Source organism: Pseudomonas sp. Q12-87, from assembly GCF_001269755.1.
Classification (GTDB): domain Bacteria; phylum Pseudomonadota; class Gammaproteobacteria; order Pseudomonadales; family Pseudomonadaceae; genus Aquipseudomonas; species Aquipseudomonas fluorescens_S.
On the sequence record NZ_LHVI01000033.1, the window covers coordinates 16,419 to 37,756 of the forward strand.

Consider the following 21,338-nt stretch of genomic DNA (forward strand, 5'->3'; position numbering starts at 1 on the left):
ACATTGGGGATGAGAGACCTGCTCATGGATAAAAAACCTGTCGAATCGCAAAACCCTTGGCTGAACCTACGCAACCTCACGCCGGCACGCATCGCCCTGGGTCGCACCGGCACCAGCCTGCCGACCTCGGCGCAACTGGACTTCCAGTACGCCCACGCCCAGGCCCGCGATGCGGTGCACCTGGCGTTCGACCATCAGGGCATTCGTGCGCAACTGACTGAACGCGGCCGCGAAAGCCTGCTGCTGCACAGCGCGGCGGCCGACCGACACAGCTATCTACAGCGCCCGGACCTGGGCCGACGGCTCGACGATGCTTCGGCGCAAATCCTCGATGACTACGCCACGGCCCATCCCGGCGGCGTGGATATGGCGATTGTGGTGGCCGACGGCCTGTCAGCGCTGGCGGTGCACCGGCATACGCTGCCGTTCCTGGCGCGGCTGGAAGAACAGACCGCCGCTGACGGTTGGTCGGTGTCGCCGGTGGTGCTGGTGGAACAGGGCCGTGTCGCGGTGGCCGATGAAGTGGCGCAGCGGCTCGGCGCAAAAATGTCGGTGATCCTGATCGGCGAACGCCCCGGCCTCAGCTCGCCCGACAGCCTGGGGCTGTATTTCACCTACGCCCCCAAGGTCGGCCTGACCGATGCCTATCGCAACTGCATCTCCAACGTGCGCCTCGAAGGCCTGAGCTACGGCATGGCGGCGCATCGCCTGATCTACCTGATGCGCGAAGCCTGTCGCCGACAGCTCTCGGGGGTGAATCTGAAGGACGAAGCCCAGCTCCACACTCTAGACGCGGAAAACGCCGCCGATATGAAAGGTAATTTCCTACTGGCGCCGCCCCCAAGCTGATCCGGAACTGCATTGCGCTTTTGATCCGCTTTCAGGCAGCATCTTGGCACGGCAGTCCGCCGTTGTTGTCAGACTTCATGTCGACCTTTTCAAGCGAGACCTACCATGCGGATTATCCAAGCGACGCTGGAACACCTGGACCTGCTGACCCCATTGTTCGTCAAATACCGGGAATTCTACGGCTCGCTGCCCTACCCGGACTCGTCCCGAGCCTTCCTTGAAAAACGCCTGCGCCGCAAGGAATCGGTGATCTACCTGGCCCTGCCCGATGACGACGACAGCCGGCTGCTGGGCTTCTGCCAGCTCTACCCGAGCTACTCTTCGCTGTCGCTCAAGCGCGTGTGGATCCTCAACGACATCTACGTCGCCGAAGACGCCCGCCGCCAACTCGTCGCCGACAACCTGATCCGCACCGCGAAAAAAATGGCCAAGGAAACCAACGCCGTGCGCATGCGCGTCTCCACCAGCAGCAACAACGAAGTCGCGCAGAAAACCTATGAGTCGATCGGCTTCAAGGAAGACACCGAGTTCAAGAACTACGTATTGCCGATCAGCGAAGGGCTCTGACCCGATAGCAATACCTCTGTGGTGAGGGGATTTATCCCCTCCCCCCTGACACAACACCACACCCCGTGGCGAGGGAGCTTGCTCCCGCTGGGCTGCGCAGCAGCCCCAAAACCTGAGCACGCGGTATATCAGATGATCGAGTCGGCTGGGTTTAGGACCGCTCCGCGCCCCAGCGGGAGCAAGCTCCCTCGCCACAAGAGCCCTCCACCCAGCCACAACACCACCGAAATCCCCGGCTACAAACTCAACACGCGCTTCACAATCCGCGCCGTATAATGCCGCTCTTCCCAGCTTGTAAGAAAAAGCTACACACTCTGTAGCCCTACTAAGAAGCCAGACCCAAAGCCTGCCGAGCCAGGCCGCCACCACAGGTGCCTACATGGATTTCAACCCCCTCGACCTCATCCTGCATCTGGATGTCTACCTCGACCTGCTGGTGACCAACTACGGAACCTGGGTCTACGCCATCCTGTTCCTGGTGATCTTCTGCGAAACCGGCCTGGTGGTGATGCCCTTCCTGCCCGGCGATTCCCTGCTGTTCATCGCTGGCGCCGTCGCCGCCGGTGGGGCCATGGACCCAATGCTGCTAGCCGGCCTGCTGATGCTCGCCGCCATCCTCGGCGACAGCACCAACTACCTCATCGGCCGCACCGCTGGCGAAAAACTGTTCAGCAACCCCAACTCAAAAATCTTCCGCCGCGACTACCTGCAGCAGACCCACGACTTCTACGACAAACACGGCGGCAAGACCGTAACCCTGGCGCGCTTCCTGCCCATCATCCGCACCTTCGCCCCCTTCGTCGCCGGCGTCGGCAAGATGAACTACCTGCGCTTCCTCGGCTTCAGCGTCCTCGGCACCGTCCTCTGGGTCGGCGGCCTGGTGACCCTCGGCTACTTCTTCGGCAACGTACCGTTCATCAAGCAGAACCTGTCGCTGCTGGTGGTGGGCATCATCCTCGTGTCGCTGCTGCCGATGATCATCAGCTTGGTCCGCAGCAAACTGAACCAGCGCGCCTCGAAAGCCTGATCACCATGTGGTCCCTGAGCACCTGGCGCCGCCAGCGCACCCTCGCCAAGCACCCCGTGGCCGAGGACACCTGGCAACGCGTGCGCCATCAACTGAGCTTCCTCGACGGCATCAGCGCCGCCGAGGACCAGTGGCTGCGGGAAGCCTGCGTGCTGTTCCTGCATGACAAACACCTGACCGCCCTGCCCGGCGTCGAACTGCACCAGGAACAACGCCTGCTCCTCGCCGCCCAGGCTCAACTGCCACTGATGCACCTGGGCGAGCTGAACTGGTACCAGGGCTTCCACGAAATCGTCCTCTACCCCGACGACTTCCTCAGCCCCCAGCGCCACCGCGACGCCAGCGGCATCGAGCACGAATGGGACGGCGAACACAGCGGCGAAGCCTGGCCCCAGGGCCCGATCATCCTGGCCTGGGACGGTGTGATGGCCAGCGGCGGCTGGGAAGGCTACAACCTGGTGATCCACGAACTGGCGCACAAACTCGACATGCTCAACGGCGACGCCAACGGCCTGCCGCCACTCCACGCCGACATGCGCGTCAGCGACTGGGCCGAAGCCATGCAACAGGCCTTCGACGACCTCAACCGCCAGCTCGACCACGACCCAGACGCAGAAACCCTCATCGATCCCTACGCCGCCGAAAACCCCGCCGAGTTCTTCGCCGTCACCAGCGAATACTTCTTCAGCGCCCCGGACCTGCTGCACCAGGCCTATCCAAAGGTCTATGAACAGCTCAAGGCCTTCTACCGCCAGGATCCGCTGGCCCGGCTGCGGCAACTTCAGGCCGAAGATCCGGTCTATCAGGCGTCATACTAAGGTCTCTAAGACCCTGCTGACGTGGCATCGACGGCTGAATATGCCTATAATCGCCGCCACTTTTTGGTCAATCCGACCAGTGTTCTGGTCAACTAACGGGGGCACCGCCCAATGAGCTACAGCAAGATTCCGGCTGGCAAAGACCTGCCGAACGACATCTACGTCGCGATCGAAATCCCGGCCAACCACGCCCCGATCAAATACGAAATCGACAAAGACAGCGACTGCCTGTTCGTTGACCGTTTCATGGCCACCCCCATGTTCTACCCGGCCAACTACGGTTACATCCCCAACACCCTGGCCGACGACGGCGACCCCCTCGACGTGCTGGTCGTGACCCCATACCCAGTGGCCCCAGGCTCGGTCATCCGCGCCCGTCCAGTCGGCATCCTGAACATGACCGACGACGGCGGCGGCGATGCCAAAGTCATCGCAGTGCCACACGACAAACTGTCGCAACTGTACGTCGACGTGAAGGAATACACCGACCTGCCGCCACTGCTGATCCAGCAGATCGAACACTTCTTCGAGAACTACAAAGACCTCGAAAAAGGCAAGTGGGTCAAGATCGAAGGCTGGGCCGGCGCAGACGCCGCCCGCGAAGCGATCACCAAGTCGGTTGCCGCCTACCAAGGCTGAAACAAACTTGAAAAGAACCCCGGTTTGCCCCGGGGTTTTTTTATGCCTTAATGGTTTCTAATACGAAGCCGTATTAACACCGTTTACCCACGTTTAGCCCGCGCCTTTCAAATCCCAAAAACGGAAAGATCGTCTTATATATTTGAACGACATGTTTATTGCCGAAAACACAGTCGCCCCTAAACTTTCCGTTTATGAAAATACTTTCCAGTGGCGACCGCTTCCGAGCCCTTCTAAAAGAAGCGAACATCCGATCCGCCGACTTCGCGAAGTTATACGGCGTGAAATCCCAACACGTGAACAACTGGTTCAACCGTGGCATCCCGCCAGGGCGCATCCACTCCATCGCCAGCCTGCTGACCGTCAGCCCGGAATGGCTCGCCCACGGCGAAGGCCCGCAAACCCCATTGGGCCTCGGCCCCGGCACCACCTACGAGGCGGCCGAAAACGATGGCGTCTACAGCGTGCTGGAACCCACGGACATCGAACTGCCTTTTTATAAGGAAGTCCCCATCGCCCCCGGCGAAACCAAAACCCACATCGTCGAAATCCCCGACCAATCCATCCGCCTGCCCCGCAGCCACCTCGAATCCCTCGAAATCAACCCCAGCGACGCCATCTGCATCACCATGGTCGGCGACAGCATGGCCGAACGCATCGAAGACGGCTCCACCCTCGCCATCGACCGCGGCCTGACCCAAATCGTCGACGGCCAAATCTATGCGCTTGAGCACGACGGCATGCTGCGCATCAAATACCTGCACCGCATCCCCGGCAACCGACTGCGCCTGCGCAGCCACAACAGCGCGGCCTACCCGGACGAAGTCTTCAATGCCGAGCAGATCGACGCGCAGAACATCCGCGTGATTGGCTGGGTGTTCTGGTGGTCCACCCTCAACAAACAGAGACCACCCGTATTCGACTGAAGCATTTGCATCCCCCCGTGGCGAGGGAGCTTGCTCCCGCTGGGCTGCGCAGCAGCCCCCCGCTTTCCCCCTGAACCACCGATAACCCAATGATTCCACACCACTTACCACTTGGATTCTAAAGAAAACCCGAGTACCCTCCGCCCCACATTTGCGAGCCCACGCCTCGCACCGACAAGGCAGATCACTTTCTGACCAAGTCCCACAGCCGGCCGCAAGAGCCGGATGTACGTTTTGAAGGCTGGTGAGGTTTGTCAAAAACGAACTGAGTTAGTCAACGAGAAGCCGGCCATAAGCCGGCTTTTTAATGTCTGTTGGAAAGCACTTCCGTCTACCAAAATTGAACAATAGGGTCGGCAGTGCTCGAAGCGACCACCCTCAGACTTGTTTAAAACATCTATTACGGTTGTCTAGCAGACCGCTGAACCCTAATCATCGTGCTGCTATGCTGTAAGCCTCATAAACCGAGCGGTGGAAGCCCAGGTATTTCTGATGTTCAGTAGCCAACCAACGAAGCCTCATTCCGGAATGAATTCCGAGCTGTTGTAAATCAATCACAGGAAGTTGAGGAGAAATCAGCAGACCGCCCTGATCATCGAAGCTGATCAGAAATCGATCGAATAGAGCATCCAAATTGGCAATAAGCAGAAAACCGTTAAACACATCTAGTCGCTCAGCATCAGATGAACATTCTGCCCATGGTTTGGCGTGACTGGCACGTAATACCTCAGGCAGCGCAACACCCGTCACGGCACATGAGCCCCGCCAATATTCAAGCAATGCCTGACGGAATTTTTGCTGGCCCACACGCAGACGCACAAAGCGCTCGATTTCGGTATCCGCCGTTCGACAAGGTAAAGCCGCCAACGCCTCAGCAACGGCCCTATCGTAGCCAACTGCAATTTGACTAGGCAGCGCACAGCATAATCCAGCAGTTCGACGCAGCAAAGCTGCTAATGCGGCTTCGTCGGCTACTCTAAGTCCGTCGCCGGCCTGCTGTTCTGCTGGAGAGCTGCATAACAACTCAGGAGGCAAAGAAGCACTATCTGACTTGAAGTGGATTTTGAAACCACTGCCCACTACCACGACTGTGGCACAGGCTGGATGTCGAGCCGATGCAAGGGTGACGCTACCCATCTCGACAATAAGTGTGTGCTCAAAACCATTGTCCATGCCGATTTTTTCTATTAGGGCTCGCTGAAGAGAATTCATCGGAAACTCATCCGCGCTAACTTATGCTGCTCGAATAGGCAACAGAACTCACTATTTCGGGATTTTCCAGGTAACCTCATGACAAAAAATCCCTGTATCTAGAAAATGCGACAATTGAGTCGTAACCGACAAACCTGGCTAAACCATTGAGAGAAATCCGCGGTTTCATGCCGTCTCAGAAAATCGACGTTTGAAAAGCATGCCATCGTCAAAACTCGGATCAAGTACCAGGCACACCTGCTCGCTACCGATCAGCTCCCCTGGTGGAGGGGTGGTCGTGGTCACTATGTACTGAAACGGAATATTCGCGCCGACGTCAAAAGCTTTCTGCAGACGATCAGTTAATAGTAAGAACCCCTCATACAACCCGGCGCTCATATCCGCTTCGCGTGGACAATCGTGAATGACCAAACCAGGAAACGCATTACCATCCCCTGCGCTTTCCATAAGGCATGCGATATCGCCCAATAGAACCTCCAACACACGGTAGGCTTCACCGCCTCGCATCGATATACGGAAGGGTCGGTTTTCATCGCGAGGATCGAATGCGCCGAACGCATCATTGGAAAGCAGTTCTCTCGTAAAACGATCCATGATGCTGGCTATACGCTTTTCTCGGGTTGATAAATCTTTCTGTACTATCGCCAACCGAGTTCGGATGCTACTTATATCGCGCCCGATGCCGTCAGACTTGGCACAGGACTGATCAATAGCAGCTTGGGAAACTGACGAGCCTGCCGACGTCTCCCAACGATTCATCTCAACAAGCAGTTCCTCTCCACGACGTGCTTCATGAGACGTTTTATCCCGCACTTCACGAATTTTATTGCGTTTATCAACCAAATCAGCTTCGGCCACCTCCAGACTCTGAAGTTTTACTTCGAGCTGTTTCTTACGCTGAAGTACAACTACCGCCCGTGACGCAGACTCTTCCATGGCACGACTCAAGGCTTTCTTATCACGCTCATCTCTTAGATTAGCTACCTGCAAACGCGCAACTTCTGCTTGGATGTGCTGGCATTTCGAAAACGGAATATTTCCCTCTTGACAGTCCCCTGCAAGTTGAGTGAGCCTCAGTAACTTCATGCCAATTGTTTTATAGGCATCCTCATCTCCCACCCTTGCTGCCTCAACATGGTCATACTCCAAATACGCCCTGTTGAGCTGAGTCTGTAGTTCCGTTACTTCTGCACGCAGCTTTGCTAGATTTTGTTCGGCCTCCTCTTGGCGTTCATTCCAGTCCTGCAATGCAGATTCTGTCTTATCTGCAGCGTTACGCACTTCCTTTACCACTGAGTTAGCAAACAAATCCTCAGCGTGCATCGGTAAGCTATCCGGTAGATTCCGCCAAGCACGTAGGTCCGACTCAATGCGCCGGCGGATCAATACTGGCTCAAGCAACAACGCGGCCGTTTGCTTCTTCGCAAGCTCCAGGTCCGCTTCCAACTCAGCCAAGCGACTCATGAGGCTTGATTCCGCTTGATCCAGCAAACCCAACACTGCACGCATGATAATGGGTGGATCCTGGCGACTGCGCTGCAAACCCGTGCCCTCGCCCTCGCGCCAAGAGAAAAAAGACTTAAAGCGCGAGCCTTGGTCGCGGCTGACCCAAGCCAAAAGGTGGCGCCATTCAATAGCCTGATCTGTTTCCGGGATGGCGCGGGGCGTGACCTTAGCCATCATGGTGTCTGAAAGGTGCTGTATAAATGAGCGGTCTGTATCGCCGGTTTCCTCGCCCCATAGAGCATTGATGTCGTCACCTTCCAGAGCAATACCTTCCTTGTAGGTATTGAAATGGCGGAACAGGGTGAATACTTGGCCCTCTACATGCAGAACGGCCGCGACACCACCCTGCGGGAACTCACCGAACAACTCCTCACGCACCTCACTGACGGCCTTGGCTGTATCTCCCAGACACAAACGCAATAACAGGCATAACGAGGTCTTGCCAACTCCATGGCCTGCTGCACGTACTCCAGAGGCGCTACCAGCCACCGGTTCCTTAGCCCAGACAATATTCAGGCCACGCTTAAAAGTAACGGTGCGAAGAACGTGTTCAGGACCCGTTTCACTAAAGAGGGTCAGACGCTCGAACCATAAACGCGGACTGTGCCTGACTTCCGACAATTGCTGGATCAATTCCTGCACCGTTTCGCTCCCTGCTTAGGCTTGTTTGCTTGACTGTTGACTGAGCTGAATCCCTTCGTCACCGGCACCAAGCTGCATCTGTTCCGCAGCGTTCAACAGAATGCTGGCGACTGAGGTAGCTTGGGTATCGACAATCAGATGAGCTGGGATATCTTGTCCCTTTAGCGCGACGAGTTGATTGGACTCCACCCGTACCAGCCCAGCGGCCTCGAAATAACGAATCCAATCCTGTATCCGACCACCTTCAAGTCGCGTGGACTCGAAGATCCCGGCGTACTGATCTTGAAAGGTCGCAACATTTTTTGCATTCGTCTCCCCTACATAAGCCAACAACAATTCAGAGCGGGCTGCAATAAGCGAGGCATCGTACAGCTGACGGCGCGGTAAACGCCCTGCTTGCTGAATCAACGTGAGCAGCAGGCCAGCCAAGCGAGCATCTAGCTCATCGCGAATAACGCCACGCTCCGAATAAGTTGGCGGTGCCTGCTGTCCAGGTGGAGGAACCAGAAGACTGACATAGGTTTCGCCGCTGGCTTCCGCCAAGGTTATTCGGTCGAATTCACGCATGACCAAACGTCGAGTGCGATATTCCCCGAACGATTTGGTTTCGTTGTTCTTGAGCACGCGGAAAGTTTCGCTGGGATAGTCCTCACCCATAACTTCTGAAGGATCGAGGATATAACGCAGCTCATCACGGCTCAGGCCATAGAGACGGGCGTAGTAGGCGTCGAGCTCTGCTCGCAGTTCTGCACGGCGATCAGGGTCGAAGGCGAACGGTGGACCATCGTAGCCAAGGTCTTTTGCCCAGCTTGCAAGATCGCGGGCAGTGTAGGTGAGCTCCAGCACCCGAGGGACGATAAATGCGAGGTCAGTTTCGATATAGCGATCGGGGGGCAAATTCGGCAACTGCTTCTTGACGTGATATTTCAGATGTGTCCCACCAACTTTCTGCCGAGCCGCATAATCGTGCACGAGCGAACACTGGTCTGCCAGTAAACACGCAACTCGCGAACCATGTTTAGCGTCCGGGAACATCAGTAACAGTGTATCGCCAGTTCCCACCCGTCCCACCACACTGGCAATCACCGTACGTTCGTCCGTGGCGCGGCATATGTCCCGCCACCCCATCAACCAGCCCTTGTCCCAGCCTTTACTTTGTAGTCGCTCATTCACCTCGGCTGAGCTCACCCAATAGCGCGGAGTGACGGTGTAGTCCTGGTCGGCCTTCTCAAGCCGACTCACATCACGACTGCTTCCATCGGGTGTGTAGGTGGCCCAGCGGTTGTCGAACTGGTGGACCATCTTGGCTTCATACAGCGGCAACAACTCAGTGCCAAGCGTATCCGCAAACAGGTGGCTATCGCTGGTCATGTTGAACAGCCCTTGCGAGAAAGTAATGCCCCACGGGTTGCCGTTGGGCTGACCGTCTTCAATCAGCACCGGTGCTGCGCGGTAAAGTTTTTTGGTCAACTCTGCATCGTACTCGCTGCGAAAAACCGGACAGGTGAGCGTATTGGGGTTAATCAGGCAGAACTCGGCAGGCGTGAGGGCAAAGCTACGACGCGGGTCTGTCAGTTGGCTTACCTGCGTGGCAAAGCAGACGAACTCGGCTTGGGGGGCAGCTCCGAGGGTGAGCAAGCAGAACTTCATACGGCTATCGACGGCGGCAAATAGCTTGTCGCGATTTTCAATATCATAGAGGCTGACCAATCGCCCGTTTTGCGTTAGATAGGCAAAGAAAGCCTTGGTGCTATCGTCGGTAGCGATACCTGTAGGCACGATAAAACCTGCGCGGCCATGCTCCTGAGTAATCTGACTCATCGTTTCCGCAAATAGCGGGTAAGTATTGAGTTTACCCACCGCAGTCATGGGAAAGCGCCCAAACTCACGGTAGAAGTTGTTGGCAGCCGCAATGCGATGGCTCTCCACCACATACTCGCTCCAGAGGCGCGGGTCATCCGCCGACAGCGCTACAATCGCTCGTTTGCGCTTTTCACCAGCTTGTTGCGCAATGTGAGGTGCCCGCGACGCAAAGAACTCCTCTTCGCCCATTTGCGACACTTCCCACGGGGGATTACCCAGCACGCAGTCAAATCCCCCGGCGGCAAACACCTGCGGAAAGGCCAACGGCCAGTGCAGCACACGGGCTTCGCGGCATGACGCTTGCGCGGTAGCGAGTTGTTGCTGGTGTTCGGCGCTTAGACTGTCGGTGAGCAGGGTCAGGTACAACGTGGCACTAGTGGGGATATGTGCTTCGCTCTCTTTGGTTTTGGGCATCATATACGCGCCAAGCGTAATATCGGCGGCGTGCGCCAACCGGCTGGTTTTGGCCTGCGCCAGAAACTCGCGGTAAGCGGCTTCCTTCCTTGCAATCTGTTGCGTGCTGTCTTGCGGTAAGGCTTCGATGGATTGCAGAGCTGTGAGGCCAACGGCATCGTCAAATCGCAGAGAAGTTTGCTTGCCCTTCAGATCGCGCTCCAGCTGCTTAAGGCCAATGGCATTAGTTTTGACTAGAGCCTTGCACACATTTTTGTCGTCTCCAGGCAAAGGCTTAAACGCCTCTTTAGCAATACCCAGTTCCAGCGCGTTCAGGTCAGTCAGCCCAAGTAGCGCATCACCACATTGCAGGTGGTGGTCGAGAAAGCCCAGCGGGCGGCCTTCTTCAAAACCTTCCAACCATAAAGCCATGCGCGCCAGTTCCAGCGCCATAGGGTTGCGATCCACACCGAAAATGCAACGACTCACTACTTCGCGCAGAGCATGGCGGTAGTCTTGCGGCTTTATGGCGTCGTCAGGCGCTTGCAATTGGGCCAGTTTTTCCGCCAGGCGGCGAGCGGCAGCCAGTAAAAAATGCCCACTACCGCAGGCGGGATCGATGACGCGAATCGCCAGCAGTGCCTCCACGGGGTTGGCCGGATTGGCCGCCAAACGTTGCTCTATCACGGGATCGAGAGCGGACTTAATCAGCTCCTTCACCAGCGAGTCGGGCGTGTAATAACTGCCGGTTAGCTTACGGGCGTTGCCGACGGTGCTGCCTTCGCTGGTTAAACCGACAAAGCCAAATTGTTTGGCGGGCAGATCGATTTCCGGCACCAGTTCTAGCAGGCTCTCGTACACGCTGCCCAGTTCTTCCGGCCCCATATTGCGATAGTCCACCGGAGCCAACGTTCCGCCATGATTGGCCCAACGCAAGTTTTGCATCACGGCCAGAAGGTGAGCGTTGCTCAGGCTGGCGGCATCGAGCTGCGGGCACTGGCTTTGTGCAAACAGGCCACCCAGTGCGGGTAGGGCCAAGCGAGGCTCTCCTTCGGTCAAGCCCCTGAAGACGATACGTAGAGCTTGCCAGTGGTCATCGAAGCGATTGCGGGCACGACGTTTCAGGCATAGCTCGCGCAAGCGAGCTACAGCATACCCCTCGGCATAAACACGACGGGCAGCAATAGCTTCCTTATTGTCGTCTGCTGGATGCAGCAGGCCGCGCTCCTCCACGCTGAACAGAAAGATCAGCCGATAGATAAGGCGCAGCAATTGCTGGAAATAGGCATCCTTACTCAGCTCGCCGCAGTGCAAGGCGCGGCGCAGAACCTCGTTGCTTGGGTGTTGCAAAAAGCCTTCGCCCAGGGTGAGCAGGGCTTGGGTGACGCCCAGGCGCAGACCGTCGCGCACACGGGTCCCCTCCTCCTGACCAACTTCGCGCCAGCGCTCCCAGATGCAGCTTTGCAGATCATCGCCGGCACGGCTGGCGTGCAACAGACGCCAGACGTTGGTGAACTCGGCATAACGCTGACCGCTCAGTAGGTCTTGCAGGTCCACTTCCAGAAAGCTGGGGCGAGTGAGTGTGGCTGCATCTCGCAGCAGACGTAGTTGTTTGCCATTGCTGACAATAGCCCAGAGGTGTTCGGAGCTGGCGTTAAGCAGTTCTTGCGCGAGCTGGAACGCAGATTTTTTCCGGCTACCGCTGTCGGTGATAGCAAAACGTGTATCGGCATCATCCAGTCCCATTGTGTGCGGTGCGACAACGATGGGCAGGTTGCCTGCGAGTAGCTGCACTGGGTAGTGCCGTTCACCCACGGTGATACTTTTAACTTGCGAAAGATTGCTGTAGCCAAATGCATCGCGCAGCAGCTCGAGCACTAGGTGCTGCGTGATCGCAGCAGCATCCACATCTGCACGATCGATTTGCGCAGCAAAGTGTTTGTACTGAGCACTGGCAATCTGGAAGGCCCGGCTGTAATCGTCCTTGAGCTTAAGCCCCTTGGGGATGAGGTAATCAGTTTCGGTTTGCCATTTGGCACTTCCAAGGGCGGCCTTTTCCAACTGGTCAGGCAGGAACAGACCGCCTTCGAGCTTAAGCGTAGGTAGGTTGAGCGCGGCCTGGGTTTTGCGGAGCTTTCTCATTTTGACTTTCCTTAGGCGCGCTTACAGCGAATCCGGTAGCAGCACATACACACCAATCACATCCACTGGTAGACAGGGGCTAACGCTGTACTGACCAACATCTCGAGCGGCTTCGCGCACTCGCCGATGATCTTCCAACAACGAGTTGGCGCGTTCGGTAGCCAACGTTTCTAGTCGCTGCTGGTTGCTGACAAGGAAATCAAGAGCGGTGCGGATTTCGCGCTGCATGGTCTCAATGGGTAGGTTGCCACTAGGCGTACATTGCAGCAGTTTGCTGGCCAACTCATCACTCAACCACTGCGGATTACTGCGACCAATAACGGCCAGCGCCACAGTTTCTTCAGCCATCATTTGAAAAGGTTCGCGACGGCGCACATAGCCGAGCTGGTGGCGCAGGCGCAGCAGGTAAATGGTGGTAACCACGTCCACCGCATCGGTGAGAGTGGCAGCGCTGCGGGCAGCGATGGCATGCTCACTCGAAAGGCTATCTTCAAGCAGATATTCCGCTAGTACGGTGACCAGTGGATGGCTGCGGTGCAGCTCGTTGAAATCAATTATCAGCGGTTTACCGATACCTTCATCGGCTAGACGCATCCTCAAAGCGTCGGGCAAGTGCTGTGGCAGCAATCGCTGGTGATGCGGCTTATGCGTGGGTTCCAGCGGGGAATTCAATCGGGCGCAGGCGCTTTGTACAAAGCGTTGAACGTCGGCCTGGGTACCCAGAGCCTGCTGCTGTTTTTGCCATTCGGGTAACACTTCATCAGGACGGATACGTCGTTGGGCGAACACCGTGCGGTTGGCCTTGGCTTTTTCTAATGCGTCCTGCCATTGGGCTTGCAGCGGCTGCAGTTCGACATTCGCGGCAGCAAACATATCTGGCGTATAGGGAGCGGTGATGCCGCCGCGCTTCATAAGGGCAGCTTTCACCAGCGCCTGGCTGATGCGCTGCTCGTCTTCGGGCATGGGCACTAATACGCCGAGTTCTTTTTGGATGGCCTCGCCTTTGCGCAGAATGACGTTAATCACAAAGCCATCAACTGGGTTGTCCTGCCCATAGAGCATCGTGCAGCGCACTTCCGCCGCTTGCTGACCAAAGCGGTCGACACGGCCTTCACGTTGCTCGTGACGGGTAGGATTCCAAGCCAGGTCATAGTGGACCACGGCGGTGAACAAGTGCTGCAGATTAATGCCTTCAGAAAGGCAGTCTGTGGCGACCAGAATACGTTGGTTGCACTCCTCCATCGCATCGACCCGTTCGCGACGCTCTTCTGGTGTGTATTCGCCGGTAACGGCTTCGATGATGACCTTTGGGAAGGCTTTTTTCAGGTGCTCGGCTACATAGTGCGCGGTAGCGATATAGCGACAGAACACCACCGGCTGATACCCGTCCTTAATCAGGGATTGCAGGTGCTGAATAAGGCTAGAGAGTTTAGGGTCGCCGGCTTTGCCAGAAAGGCGCTCAGCCTCTTTGATGAGGGTTTGCAGGCGACTGGCATCTTGGAGTTGAGCTGGTGGCTCCAAGTCGCTGCTTTCCAGGTCGTCAGCCTCGCCGTCATGCAAACGTTCGTCGGTCAGCAGATCGTCGAATTCGAGAGTGCCCTCAATTCGGGTGGTCAAGGCTTTAACTGCCGCTGCCGGAGAGGAGGCAACGCAACGCAACAGGGCAAGGGTGGCGTACCAGATCAGACGTACGCTGCCAGACTTTGTCTGCTCAATGCTTTCGGCCAGCTCACGGCAGTAGCTTTGTACTGCATCGAAAAAGCGGCCCCAGTCACCACTAAGCTGGTAGGTAACTTCGGTTTTCATGCGGCGCGGAAAACCACGGCCATCGCCGGTTTCCGCTTGCCATTCGGCTATATCCTTGCGGCGACGCTGGACGAAATGGCGGGCGAGTTCCTGGCGCAACGGATCAGTGGTAGACATACGTCCTTGCAGGGCAACAAAGCGCGGGTCAAGCAAGGAAAGTAAGTTGTAGAACGCGACTTCGTCGCCAGAATGCGGGGTGGCAGTGAGCAGCAGAAGATGGCGACTTTCGTCTTTCACCAAGCGTTGCAACAGCTCAAAACGCAGTTGCTTGCCAGCACCACTCCTAACGCAGGTATGTGCCTCATCGACGATTACACATTCCGGAGCAATGGAAAGGAAGTGTTCGCGGTGTCGTTCGCTTTTGATGTAGTCGAGGCTAACTACCACCACAGGGTAGTGGTCAAACAGGCTAACTCCGTGTGGCAGGTCGCGCTCAATGCGGCTAGCGCTACTAGAGGTAAGCGCCACGGCTTGCAGATTGAAGCGGGTTTCCAACTCACTTTGCCATTGTTCGACGAGGTGCGGCGGACAAAGTACAGCAAGGCGGCTGATCTCCCCACGATCCATCAGCTCGCGGGCAATCAAGCCGGCTTCGATTGTTTTGCCGACACCTACGTCATCGGCAATCAGTAAACGTACAGTCGTCAAGCGCAGGGCCATCAACAACGGCACCAACTGGTAACCACGCGGCTCGACGGCGATATTGCCAAAGCAGCGGAACGGGCCGCCACCGTTGCGAAGCTTTAATCGCAAAGCATCGCGCAGTAACAGAGCCGCCGCATGGTTGCCGGCCTGGTCGGGCTGTGGCCATGGGAAGGTAGCAGGTTCAACGGGCTCAAACTCCAGCTCAGGAATCAAGGCAATGGTGTCGTCATCTGCGCCACCCAATGGGCGCAAACGCAGCCAGTCGCGTCGAGAGTCGCTTTGTACTACCCACTCGCGCCCACGGGCGCGAATCAAGTTGCCGGGCATGAAATCGTGTTCGAGCGTAGTCATTGTTGTTTCTCTGGCATGTCAAACACGTCGGCATGGCGGGCGAACTGGACTGACCATTGTGATGGGTCGGAAAAGTCAAGCACTTGCCAGCCTTTGTCGACTAGTAGGCTATGCAACTCATTGGATACCGCCTTAAGGAATACTAATGCGCGGACAGATTTGTACTGTCCGGCTACAGCAGCCATCCCATTAAGGACTGACACATTAATGGCATCGGGCTGGCGGTGCCCTGCCCGACTAATGACTTGCAGCCATTGCTCCAAAAGCTCATCACCGCTGCGTGCCGCCGCAACAACAGGCATCTGACTCGGTTGTACTTGAGCGTTGGCCAACGCCACCAGAAGCTTGAGTGCATCAGCATTGCGGCGATTGATGTTTTCGTGATCGGGCTGATTGAAGTAGGAAAGTAAGCATTGGTAGCATCCAGCTTCGCAGATACGGTTGCCCAGCACGTCGGTTTGTTCCAGCTCGGGTAGGTTGTCGAACTGCCACTCACCTTGCGGTACGTTGTAATGCATAAGACTCAGGGCACTGCTGGCGACTTGCGCAAGGCTGGCAGGCTCGCTTGCTAGGCGAGTTAGCACACCTGCACCGCCTTCGGCCGCCTCGTAAAACATCAACGCTCGGCGTTCGTCGCCTTTAGGCAACGGCTCAGCGACCAGTTCGGATTCTTCGATCTGGAAGGTCATTTCAATACCGCGCTTAAGCGCCGCCTGCAAGGTAGCCATCGCCTCGGTGGAGAGCGGGTGCAGCGGTGCCAAAATCAGCAGATTTCGATGATCCTCGACAAAAGGAACGATGCGCTGGTTGGGTATTTTGTCGAGTAAGGCTTCGTCATTGCCGCCGTCTTCGCTGCCACTAGGATCGTCCTGCTTGCTCCAGGTACCGGTTATGGGATTAATGTAAAAGCCGAGCTGTTCCTTGTTCTTACGCCGGCGCCAGCCTCGATTTATCCGCCACAAGCGGGCGGCGGGAGCATAGGTGAGCTCGGCCAGTACGTCTCCGCCCTGCTGGATTTCCGCCTTACGCTTTTGGATGACACCATCAGGCCCAGGCAGGAAACGGTAGGTAGTTTGTAAGTCGAAACCTTGACGTTGTCGGTCCTCATCATTAATGGAGATGCGTTCGACAGCTACGGTTTCCACAGTCTCGACGCGATAAAGCTCACGCACCCAATCATGCTCGGTTAACAGTGCATCGCAGTTTTCACAGGTATTAACGGCGAGCTGCCCGCAGCCAGGATCGCCCACGTGACCATAGCCGCACTGGTTGCAGACCAATGAGGCAACAGTAGCCAACTGACTGTTGCCCGATATGTGATCAGATGAGCCAACGTTAAGTTTGGCACGCACCACGCGATACATGCGACCTTGGTGGTAGATAAGGCTGCGCGGGCCAAATTCCGAGAGCCCTAGAAAACGCGGACGGCTTACCATACTGCCTTCGTCGTCTTTGCCGGAATTAGAAATACCGCCACGGGCGGGAATCCAAGCCATAAGCGGCAAGCGTGGGAAGTTGTAGCCGGGCAGGAAGCCTTGGCTGGCCAAGTAGCGATAAGTATAGAAATCCGAGCTCTGCGTATTGCCACTCTTAAGCAGTACAGCGTATTGGCGAGCGGCATCCCCATAGCGACGCTGGGCGTTTTGCCTTTCGCTGTGGGAGGCTGTATGACTTTTTACAATTTGGTCAGCCATATTCATCTGTGCGCGGGTGGCATCGAACAAGACCCGCCAGCGTTCAAGTGCGTTGGAGAACTCTTGTGGCGCCTCTTTAATGACCTGCTGCACGTAGTCGGGTTTAAACCAGTCGCTGCCATTTAGTTCGTTTTGCAACTGAGCGATGACTCGAGAAGCGCTGATCTGTGCTCTTGCCTGAACCGCGGGGTCATTGAGGGCATCGTAATAATGCTGGATCAGTGGTTTTTCTGGCGGATCTAAATCAAGCATAAGTGCGATGCTGGAGTCCAGGGCTACTTGCGCGCAGGCCAGCCAGACGGCGTTCAGGTGACTTTGGACGAGATCGCGATTGGCCAAATCGAGGGTGGGCGCCCGCACCACGCCGTATACCATCTCGTTGGCATGATGGAAAAACCATTGGTCGTGCGGACTCTGAGAAGCACAGTAAGTGATGACCAACGCCTGCTGTCCGGAGCGCCCTGCCCGGCCACTACGCTGCGCATAGTTAGCTGGGGTAGGTGGCACGTTTCGTAAGTAAACAGTGTTGAGCGCAGAGATATCCACGCCCAACTCCATGGTTGGCGAACAAAACATGACTGGTAAACGCTCAAGCGGCGCTTCATGTGCTGGGTTGCTCGCCCAATCCTTACGGTCTTTCTCGGTGTAGCGGAAGCGCTGCTCCAGCAATTGCCGCCTTCCTGCATCGACTTGGGCAGTATGTTCATGGGCTTCAAAGTCGAATAGCGAATGACCACTCTGTCTCAGCACTGTGGCGACACTGAGATAAAGCGTACGGAAGAAAGCATTGGCTCGGCTATCGTCACCCTGCGTATCGTCGGTGATCAGACACCAGTCCAGCGCGGCAGCATTCAGACGCCAACCCACCAACCGCTGGTCAATCGGGTGCTTTTGCACATAGCCATAAAGGTTAGCGGCCTGCAGCAAGGCTTCCACTAAGTCGCGCCAGTCAGCATCTTTCCAGCTCGCCACTTGGCCAGCTATTGAAGTTTGCTTCCAGAAAGACGCTGTTTTTATATCGCGCAACAGACGCGAACGTGGGCCACCTGGCATCAGATCGGTACGCGGTTTGCCCTTGTAGTCAGGGCGCTTGTCCAGGATTAGGTACTTGGCGGTTTCCAACTGCTCGTCAGCGGCAAAGGCCCAGCGATCATTGAGGTAGGAGAAAGCACTAGTACGGGCTTTATCTTGCTCCACGGCATCTAGATACCGGCTCTCCAAACACAGGCCGCGCCGCATGGCATCAAAAACTTGCTGGCAGAGGAGTGCGCGATTGTGCGCATTCAATTTGCTCAGTGTGGAGTTTTTGGCAAAGGACGCATCGTCTGCACAGAACTCATCCAGGCTGCGATAGCGAATGGCAAGCAGACCCAACTGATCGAGGTTCGGATTGTTGAAACGCCAGCCTCGACGAAGGTCACGCAGCAGGCGATATCCGATGATGAAACGCAGCGTGCGTTGCGCCTCCTGTCGTGCCAGCCCCATGAGCTTGGGAGTACGCAGGTATTCAACGAGAGTTGCGTCATTCAGTTGGTCAAAGCCGAGCGCCTTGAACACCGAGTCGGCCAATTGCTCTTCGGTAAGGAGCCCCTGGCTATTTTGCAGAGCGCCGATCAAGCCAGAACGCAGAGTCAAAAGAAAAACAAAATCGTTGAAATGCCCAGCCTGTAGGGCGGCATCCTGACGGTTGTCGGTAAAGCCCAGCAGTTTACGGGGATCGGCTTGCCCTGGGCTTGGTTCTCCCTCAGCAAACAGTTGACGCAACGCACTCAAGGTAAGGATTGTCGTGGCAGATGAACGGCCCTCGCCCGAAAGACTAGCGAGGCGGTTTATGTCTTTGCCGTGGGCTTCATGCGCTTGCGCGCACTTTAGGCAAAAACGGAACTTGCCGGGGATATACCAGAAAGACTCGCCGGAGCCCTCATCACCCCTCACGTTCACTGATGCTTGGTAGGGCATTAATTTTTTGTAATTCTGTTTGAGCTTAGGTTCGTCTTTGCTCAAGTCCAGCCAAGTCTCGGGTAAATCCTCTAACAGTCCACCATACTGCTGGCCGGGTTGCACCGGACAGAGAAAACCGAAGGCAACGTCTTCGTTGTCATCGGAGGCTATATCATCGATTTCACGCGGCTGATAGCTGGTGGGCAGTTGCTTGGAAAGCCAAACCGGGTGGTATTCCTGGCCGCAGTCGCGACAGAAATGTACTGGATACAGATGAACGCCTTCGTCCTGCCGTCCCGGCGCAAAGCGCTGTGCGTCGAGAGTCACATGGCGCGTACCCTGAGCCTCCAGAGTAGCCAGAACTTTGCCCGGACCACTGATGAACTGATGCAGCTTGAAGGCAAAGGGCGGCCGGCCTTGCGGGGTTCTGATTTCATGAGCAGCTACTAAAAAGCGTTGCAAACTAACGCGAGCGTCCTCCGGAGTGATTCCGGCCTCCTTCGCAAGTTTGGCGCTGGCATCATGCAAAGTCATGGGCTTAGCACGACGTGGAGGTTCGTTATCCGGCAAATCGATCCCAAGATTTAGCTCTACCCAGATTGCCATCGGGTCTGTGCGGAAAGACTCGAATCCATCCCAGGCAAACCCCTTGCGGCTCAATGCTATTTTCAGTTTCGGCAGAATGGCCGAGACATCCTTGAGCGGATCGGTTACCCGTTCCAGCGTTTCGCCAATGACGTCTTGCTCAGTAATGCAAGCGCCAAAAAGCTTGCTAGCTACCTCAGCCACCGTCTTGTTGCGGTCAGCTTGGCTTCCTGTGCTGGACATAGTCGCAGAGGTGCCAATGCAAACTAGCTCATCGGCTTGTAAGCGCTCGCGCAACCGTCGCACCAGCAACGCAACATCAGCCCCCTGCCGCCCGCGATAGGTATGCAACTCGTCAAGAATCAAGAACTCCAGGCCATGACAATGCTCAACCACCCGCCGATCGTCCTCATCAAACCGAGTAAGAATAAGCTCCAACATCATGAAGTTAGTGAGGAGAATATCCGGAGGATTGTCAGCAATGGCGGCGCGTTCGATACGCGACTCCTGCCCGGTGTAACGAGCGACGGTGAATGGCTGCAACCCTTCTGGGTAACCATGCAAGAATTTGTCTAGCTCTTCCAGCTGGCTGTTGGCTAAGGCGTTCATTGGATAGATTACGATGGCGCGGGTACGCGGACTTTGATCCTGATCCTTGGCTTTTAAGATCCGATCGATCACAGGAATAAAAAAGGACAAGGACTTACCTGATCCTGTGCCAGTTGTGACCACATAGCTCTGACGACTCTGACCTTTCGCCAGGGCTTGGAGCTGGTGGGCATAAAGGTGTAGCGGTTCCGGACGACCCTCAGTTTTGCCTACCTGAAAAAGCTCGGCACAGGCTTTGTGCAATAGACCGTCCGCAGCAAGTTGCTGCACCGTCCCCTTGCGCTGATAGTTTGGGTTGATTTGGATAAGCGGTTCAGGCCAATAACGGCCGCTGGCATACTGACGCTCAACTTCCTCTCGGATGTCGACAGCCTGAATCCGGGAGAAGCTGCGGGAAAAGCTGCTGTATTCATTTATCAATTGATCGCGGAAATTGAATACATTATCCATGCGTTGTTTCTCCTTCCACTTCGATTTGATAATCAGCAGTCATGAACACGTTGCTCTCGCCTTCGGGCGTCTGCGAACGCTTAAATACGATACACACACAGCCTCTCAGATACCCGCGACTCCGAACGGTGTGCATTAACAAATTGCGACCGGTATTTTGCTCAGCCCCCCGAGCAAACAATACGCTCAGGACATCAGAGAAGCGATAGCGTTCAGCCATCACTGCGAGCCTGTTACGCTGTTGTCACTGGCACCGTTGGCCTTAACCCAGGCATCTATCTCTGTCTTCTGAAACTTCCATAATCTGCCGACCTTGTGAGCCGGCATGTGGCGCTTCGCAATCCAAGCGTACACAGTGTCTTTGCTAATGCCGAGGTGCTCAGTGATCTCTTCAACGCTCAGCCAGCGATCTGTCATGACTAAAATCCACAAAAACAAGATCGGGATCTTAGCGGATTTGACCTGTTTTAACCGGGTTAAAACAGGTGGGTAAGCAAATCTCAACGGAGCTAACAGCTTCACTACATAGATCCAAGGCAATTGGTCAGGAGTAGCTTGATGGCCAAACCGGCGATCCGACAGAGGCCAATGAGCACGCCCAGGTATTGGCGCATACCGCTGAGTCGATGGCTTCAAATCGTCGTTCGGCAAGGAGTTGTTATCGGCGGTTGAT

At 56.1% G+C, this 21,338-nt stretch carries 12 protein-coding genes; 6 read left to right on the top strand and 6 right to left on the bottom strand.

Translation table 11 applies throughout. The annotated features are described in order from the left end of the window. The first annotated feature begins 24 nt into the window (after window positions 1–24). The 6 genes from eutC (at window position 25) to AD663_RS23790 (ending at window position 4,826) form a co-directional block, all read left to right on the top strand. Entirely contained in the window at window positions 25–849 is an 825-nt protein-coding gene (eutC, locus tag AD663_RS23765; protein ID WP_053214644.1) for an ethanolamine ammonia-lyase subunit EutC, read from the top strand. Between the two features lie 105 nt (window positions 850–954). Beyond that, entirely contained in the window at window positions 955–1,416 is a 462-nt protein-coding gene (locus tag AD663_RS23770) for an N-acetyltransferase (RefSeq protein WP_053214645.1), read from the top strand. Between the two features lie 379 nt (window positions 1,417–1,795). Beyond that, complete coding sequence (locus AD663_RS23775) at window positions 1,796–2,443, top strand: DedA family protein (protein WP_053214646.1); 648 nt, start codon at window positions 1,796–1,798, stop codon at window positions 2,441–2,443. 5 nt (window positions 2,444–2,448) lie between these two features. Beyond that, window positions 2,449–3,261 (top strand): zinc-dependent peptidase, encoded by an 813-nt coding sequence (locus AD663_RS23780; protein ID WP_053214647.1) that lies wholly within the window; start codon window positions 2,449–2,451, stop codon window positions 3,259–3,261. A 111-nt stretch (window positions 3,262–3,372) separates the two neighbouring features. Continuing rightward, window positions 3,373–3,900, top strand: coding sequence for an inorganic diphosphatase (gene ppa / locus AD663_RS23785; RefSeq protein ID WP_053214648.1), 528 nt, complete (start codon window positions 3,373–3,375; stop codon window positions 3,898–3,900). 194 nt (window positions 3,901–4,094) lie between these two features. Beyond that, window positions 4,095–4,826: a helix-turn-helix transcriptional regulator gene (locus tag AD663_RS23790; RefSeq protein ID WP_053214649.1), complete on the top strand. Its 732-nt coding sequence runs from the start codon at window positions 4,095–4,097 to the stop codon at window positions 4,824–4,826. Window positions 4,827–5,258: 432 nt separating this feature from the next. Here AD663_RS23790 and AD663_RS28680 read toward each other — a convergent pair whose 3' ends face one another. From AD663_RS28680 to AD663_RS23815, 6 genes are all read right to left on the bottom strand, one after another. Next, window positions 5,259–6,038 (bottom strand): HNH endonuclease, encoded by a 780-nt coding sequence (locus AD663_RS28680; protein ID WP_083455194.1) that lies wholly within the window; start codon window positions 6,036–6,038, stop codon window positions 5,259–5,261. A 165-nt stretch (window positions 6,039–6,203) separates the two neighbouring features. Continuing rightward, a complete protein-coding gene (locus AD663_RS23795) occupies window positions 6,204–8,186 on the bottom strand; it encodes a hypothetical protein (protein ID WP_256217240.1) in 1,983 nt (660 codons plus the stop codon). A gap of 15 nt (window positions 8,187–8,201) precedes the next feature. After that, window positions 8,202–12,584: an Eco57I restriction-modification methylase domain-containing protein gene (locus AD663_RS23800; protein WP_053214650.1), complete on the bottom strand. Its 4,383-nt coding sequence runs from the start codon at window positions 12,582–12,584 to the stop codon at window positions 8,202–8,204. Window positions 12,585–12,605: 21 nt separating this feature from the next. Beyond that, window positions 12,606–15,386: a helicase-related protein gene (locus tag AD663_RS23805; RefSeq protein ID WP_053214651.1), complete on the bottom strand. Its 2,781-nt coding sequence runs from the start codon at window positions 15,384–15,386 to the stop codon at window positions 12,606–12,608. Beyond that, window positions 15,383–20,665 carry a DEAD/DEAH box helicase gene (locus AD663_RS23810; RefSeq protein WP_053214652.1) on the bottom strand — a complete coding sequence of 1,761 codons (5,283 nt, stop codon included), beginning with the start codon at window positions 20,663–20,665 and terminating at the stop codon, window positions 15,383–15,385. The genes AD663_RS23805 and AD663_RS23810 overlap by 4 nt, the downstream gene beginning before the upstream one ends. A 219-nt stretch (window positions 20,666–20,884) precedes the next feature. Then, window positions 20,885–21,082 (bottom strand): helix-turn-helix domain-containing protein, encoded by a 198-nt coding sequence (locus AD663_RS23815; protein ID WP_053214686.1) that lies wholly within the window; start codon window positions 21,080–21,082, stop codon window positions 20,885–20,887. Window positions 21,083–21,338: the final 256 nt, after the last annotated feature.

Excerpts from the sequence above, each read along its gene's own strand:
- eutC (WP_053214644.1), top strand. The coding sequence starts at position 25 with ATGGATAAAAAACCTGTCGAATCGCAAAACCCTTGGCTGAACCTACGC.
- AD663_RS23770 (WP_053214645.1), top strand. The coding sequence starts at position 955 with ATGCGGATTATCCAAGCGACGCTGGAACACCTGGACCTGCTGACCCCA.
- AD663_RS23775 (WP_053214646.1), top strand. The coding sequence starts at position 1,796 with ATGGATTTCAACCCCCTCGACCTCATCCTGCATCTGGATGTCTACCTC.
- AD663_RS23780 (WP_053214647.1), top strand. The coding sequence starts at position 2,449 with ATGTGGTCCCTGAGCACCTGGCGCCGCCAGCGCACCCTCGCCAAGCAC.
- ppa (WP_053214648.1), top strand. The coding sequence starts at position 3,373 with ATGAGCTACAGCAAGATTCCGGCTGGCAAAGACCTGCCGAACGACATC.
- AD663_RS23790 (WP_053214649.1), top strand. The coding sequence starts at position 4,095 with ATGAAAATACTTTCCAGTGGCGACCGCTTCCGAGCCCTTCTAAAAGAA.
- AD663_RS28680 (WP_083455194.1), bottom strand. The coding sequence starts at position 6,038 with ATGAATTCTCTTCAGCGAGCCCTAATAGAAAAAATCGGCATGGACAAT.
- AD663_RS23800 (WP_053214650.1), bottom strand. The coding sequence starts at position 12,584 with ATGAGAAAGCTCCGCAAAACCCAGGCCGCGCTCAACCTACCTACGCTT.
- AD663_RS23805 (WP_053214651.1), bottom strand. The coding sequence starts at position 15,386 with ATGACTACGCTCGAACACGATTTCATGCCCGGCAACTTGATTCGCGCC.
- AD663_RS23810 (WP_053214652.1), bottom strand. The coding sequence starts at position 20,665 with ATGGATAATGTATTCAATTTCCGCGATCAATTGATAAATGAATACAGC.
- AD663_RS23815 (WP_053214686.1), bottom strand. The coding sequence starts at position 21,082 with ATGACAGATCGCTGGCTGAGCGTTGAAGAGATCACTGAGCACCTCGGC.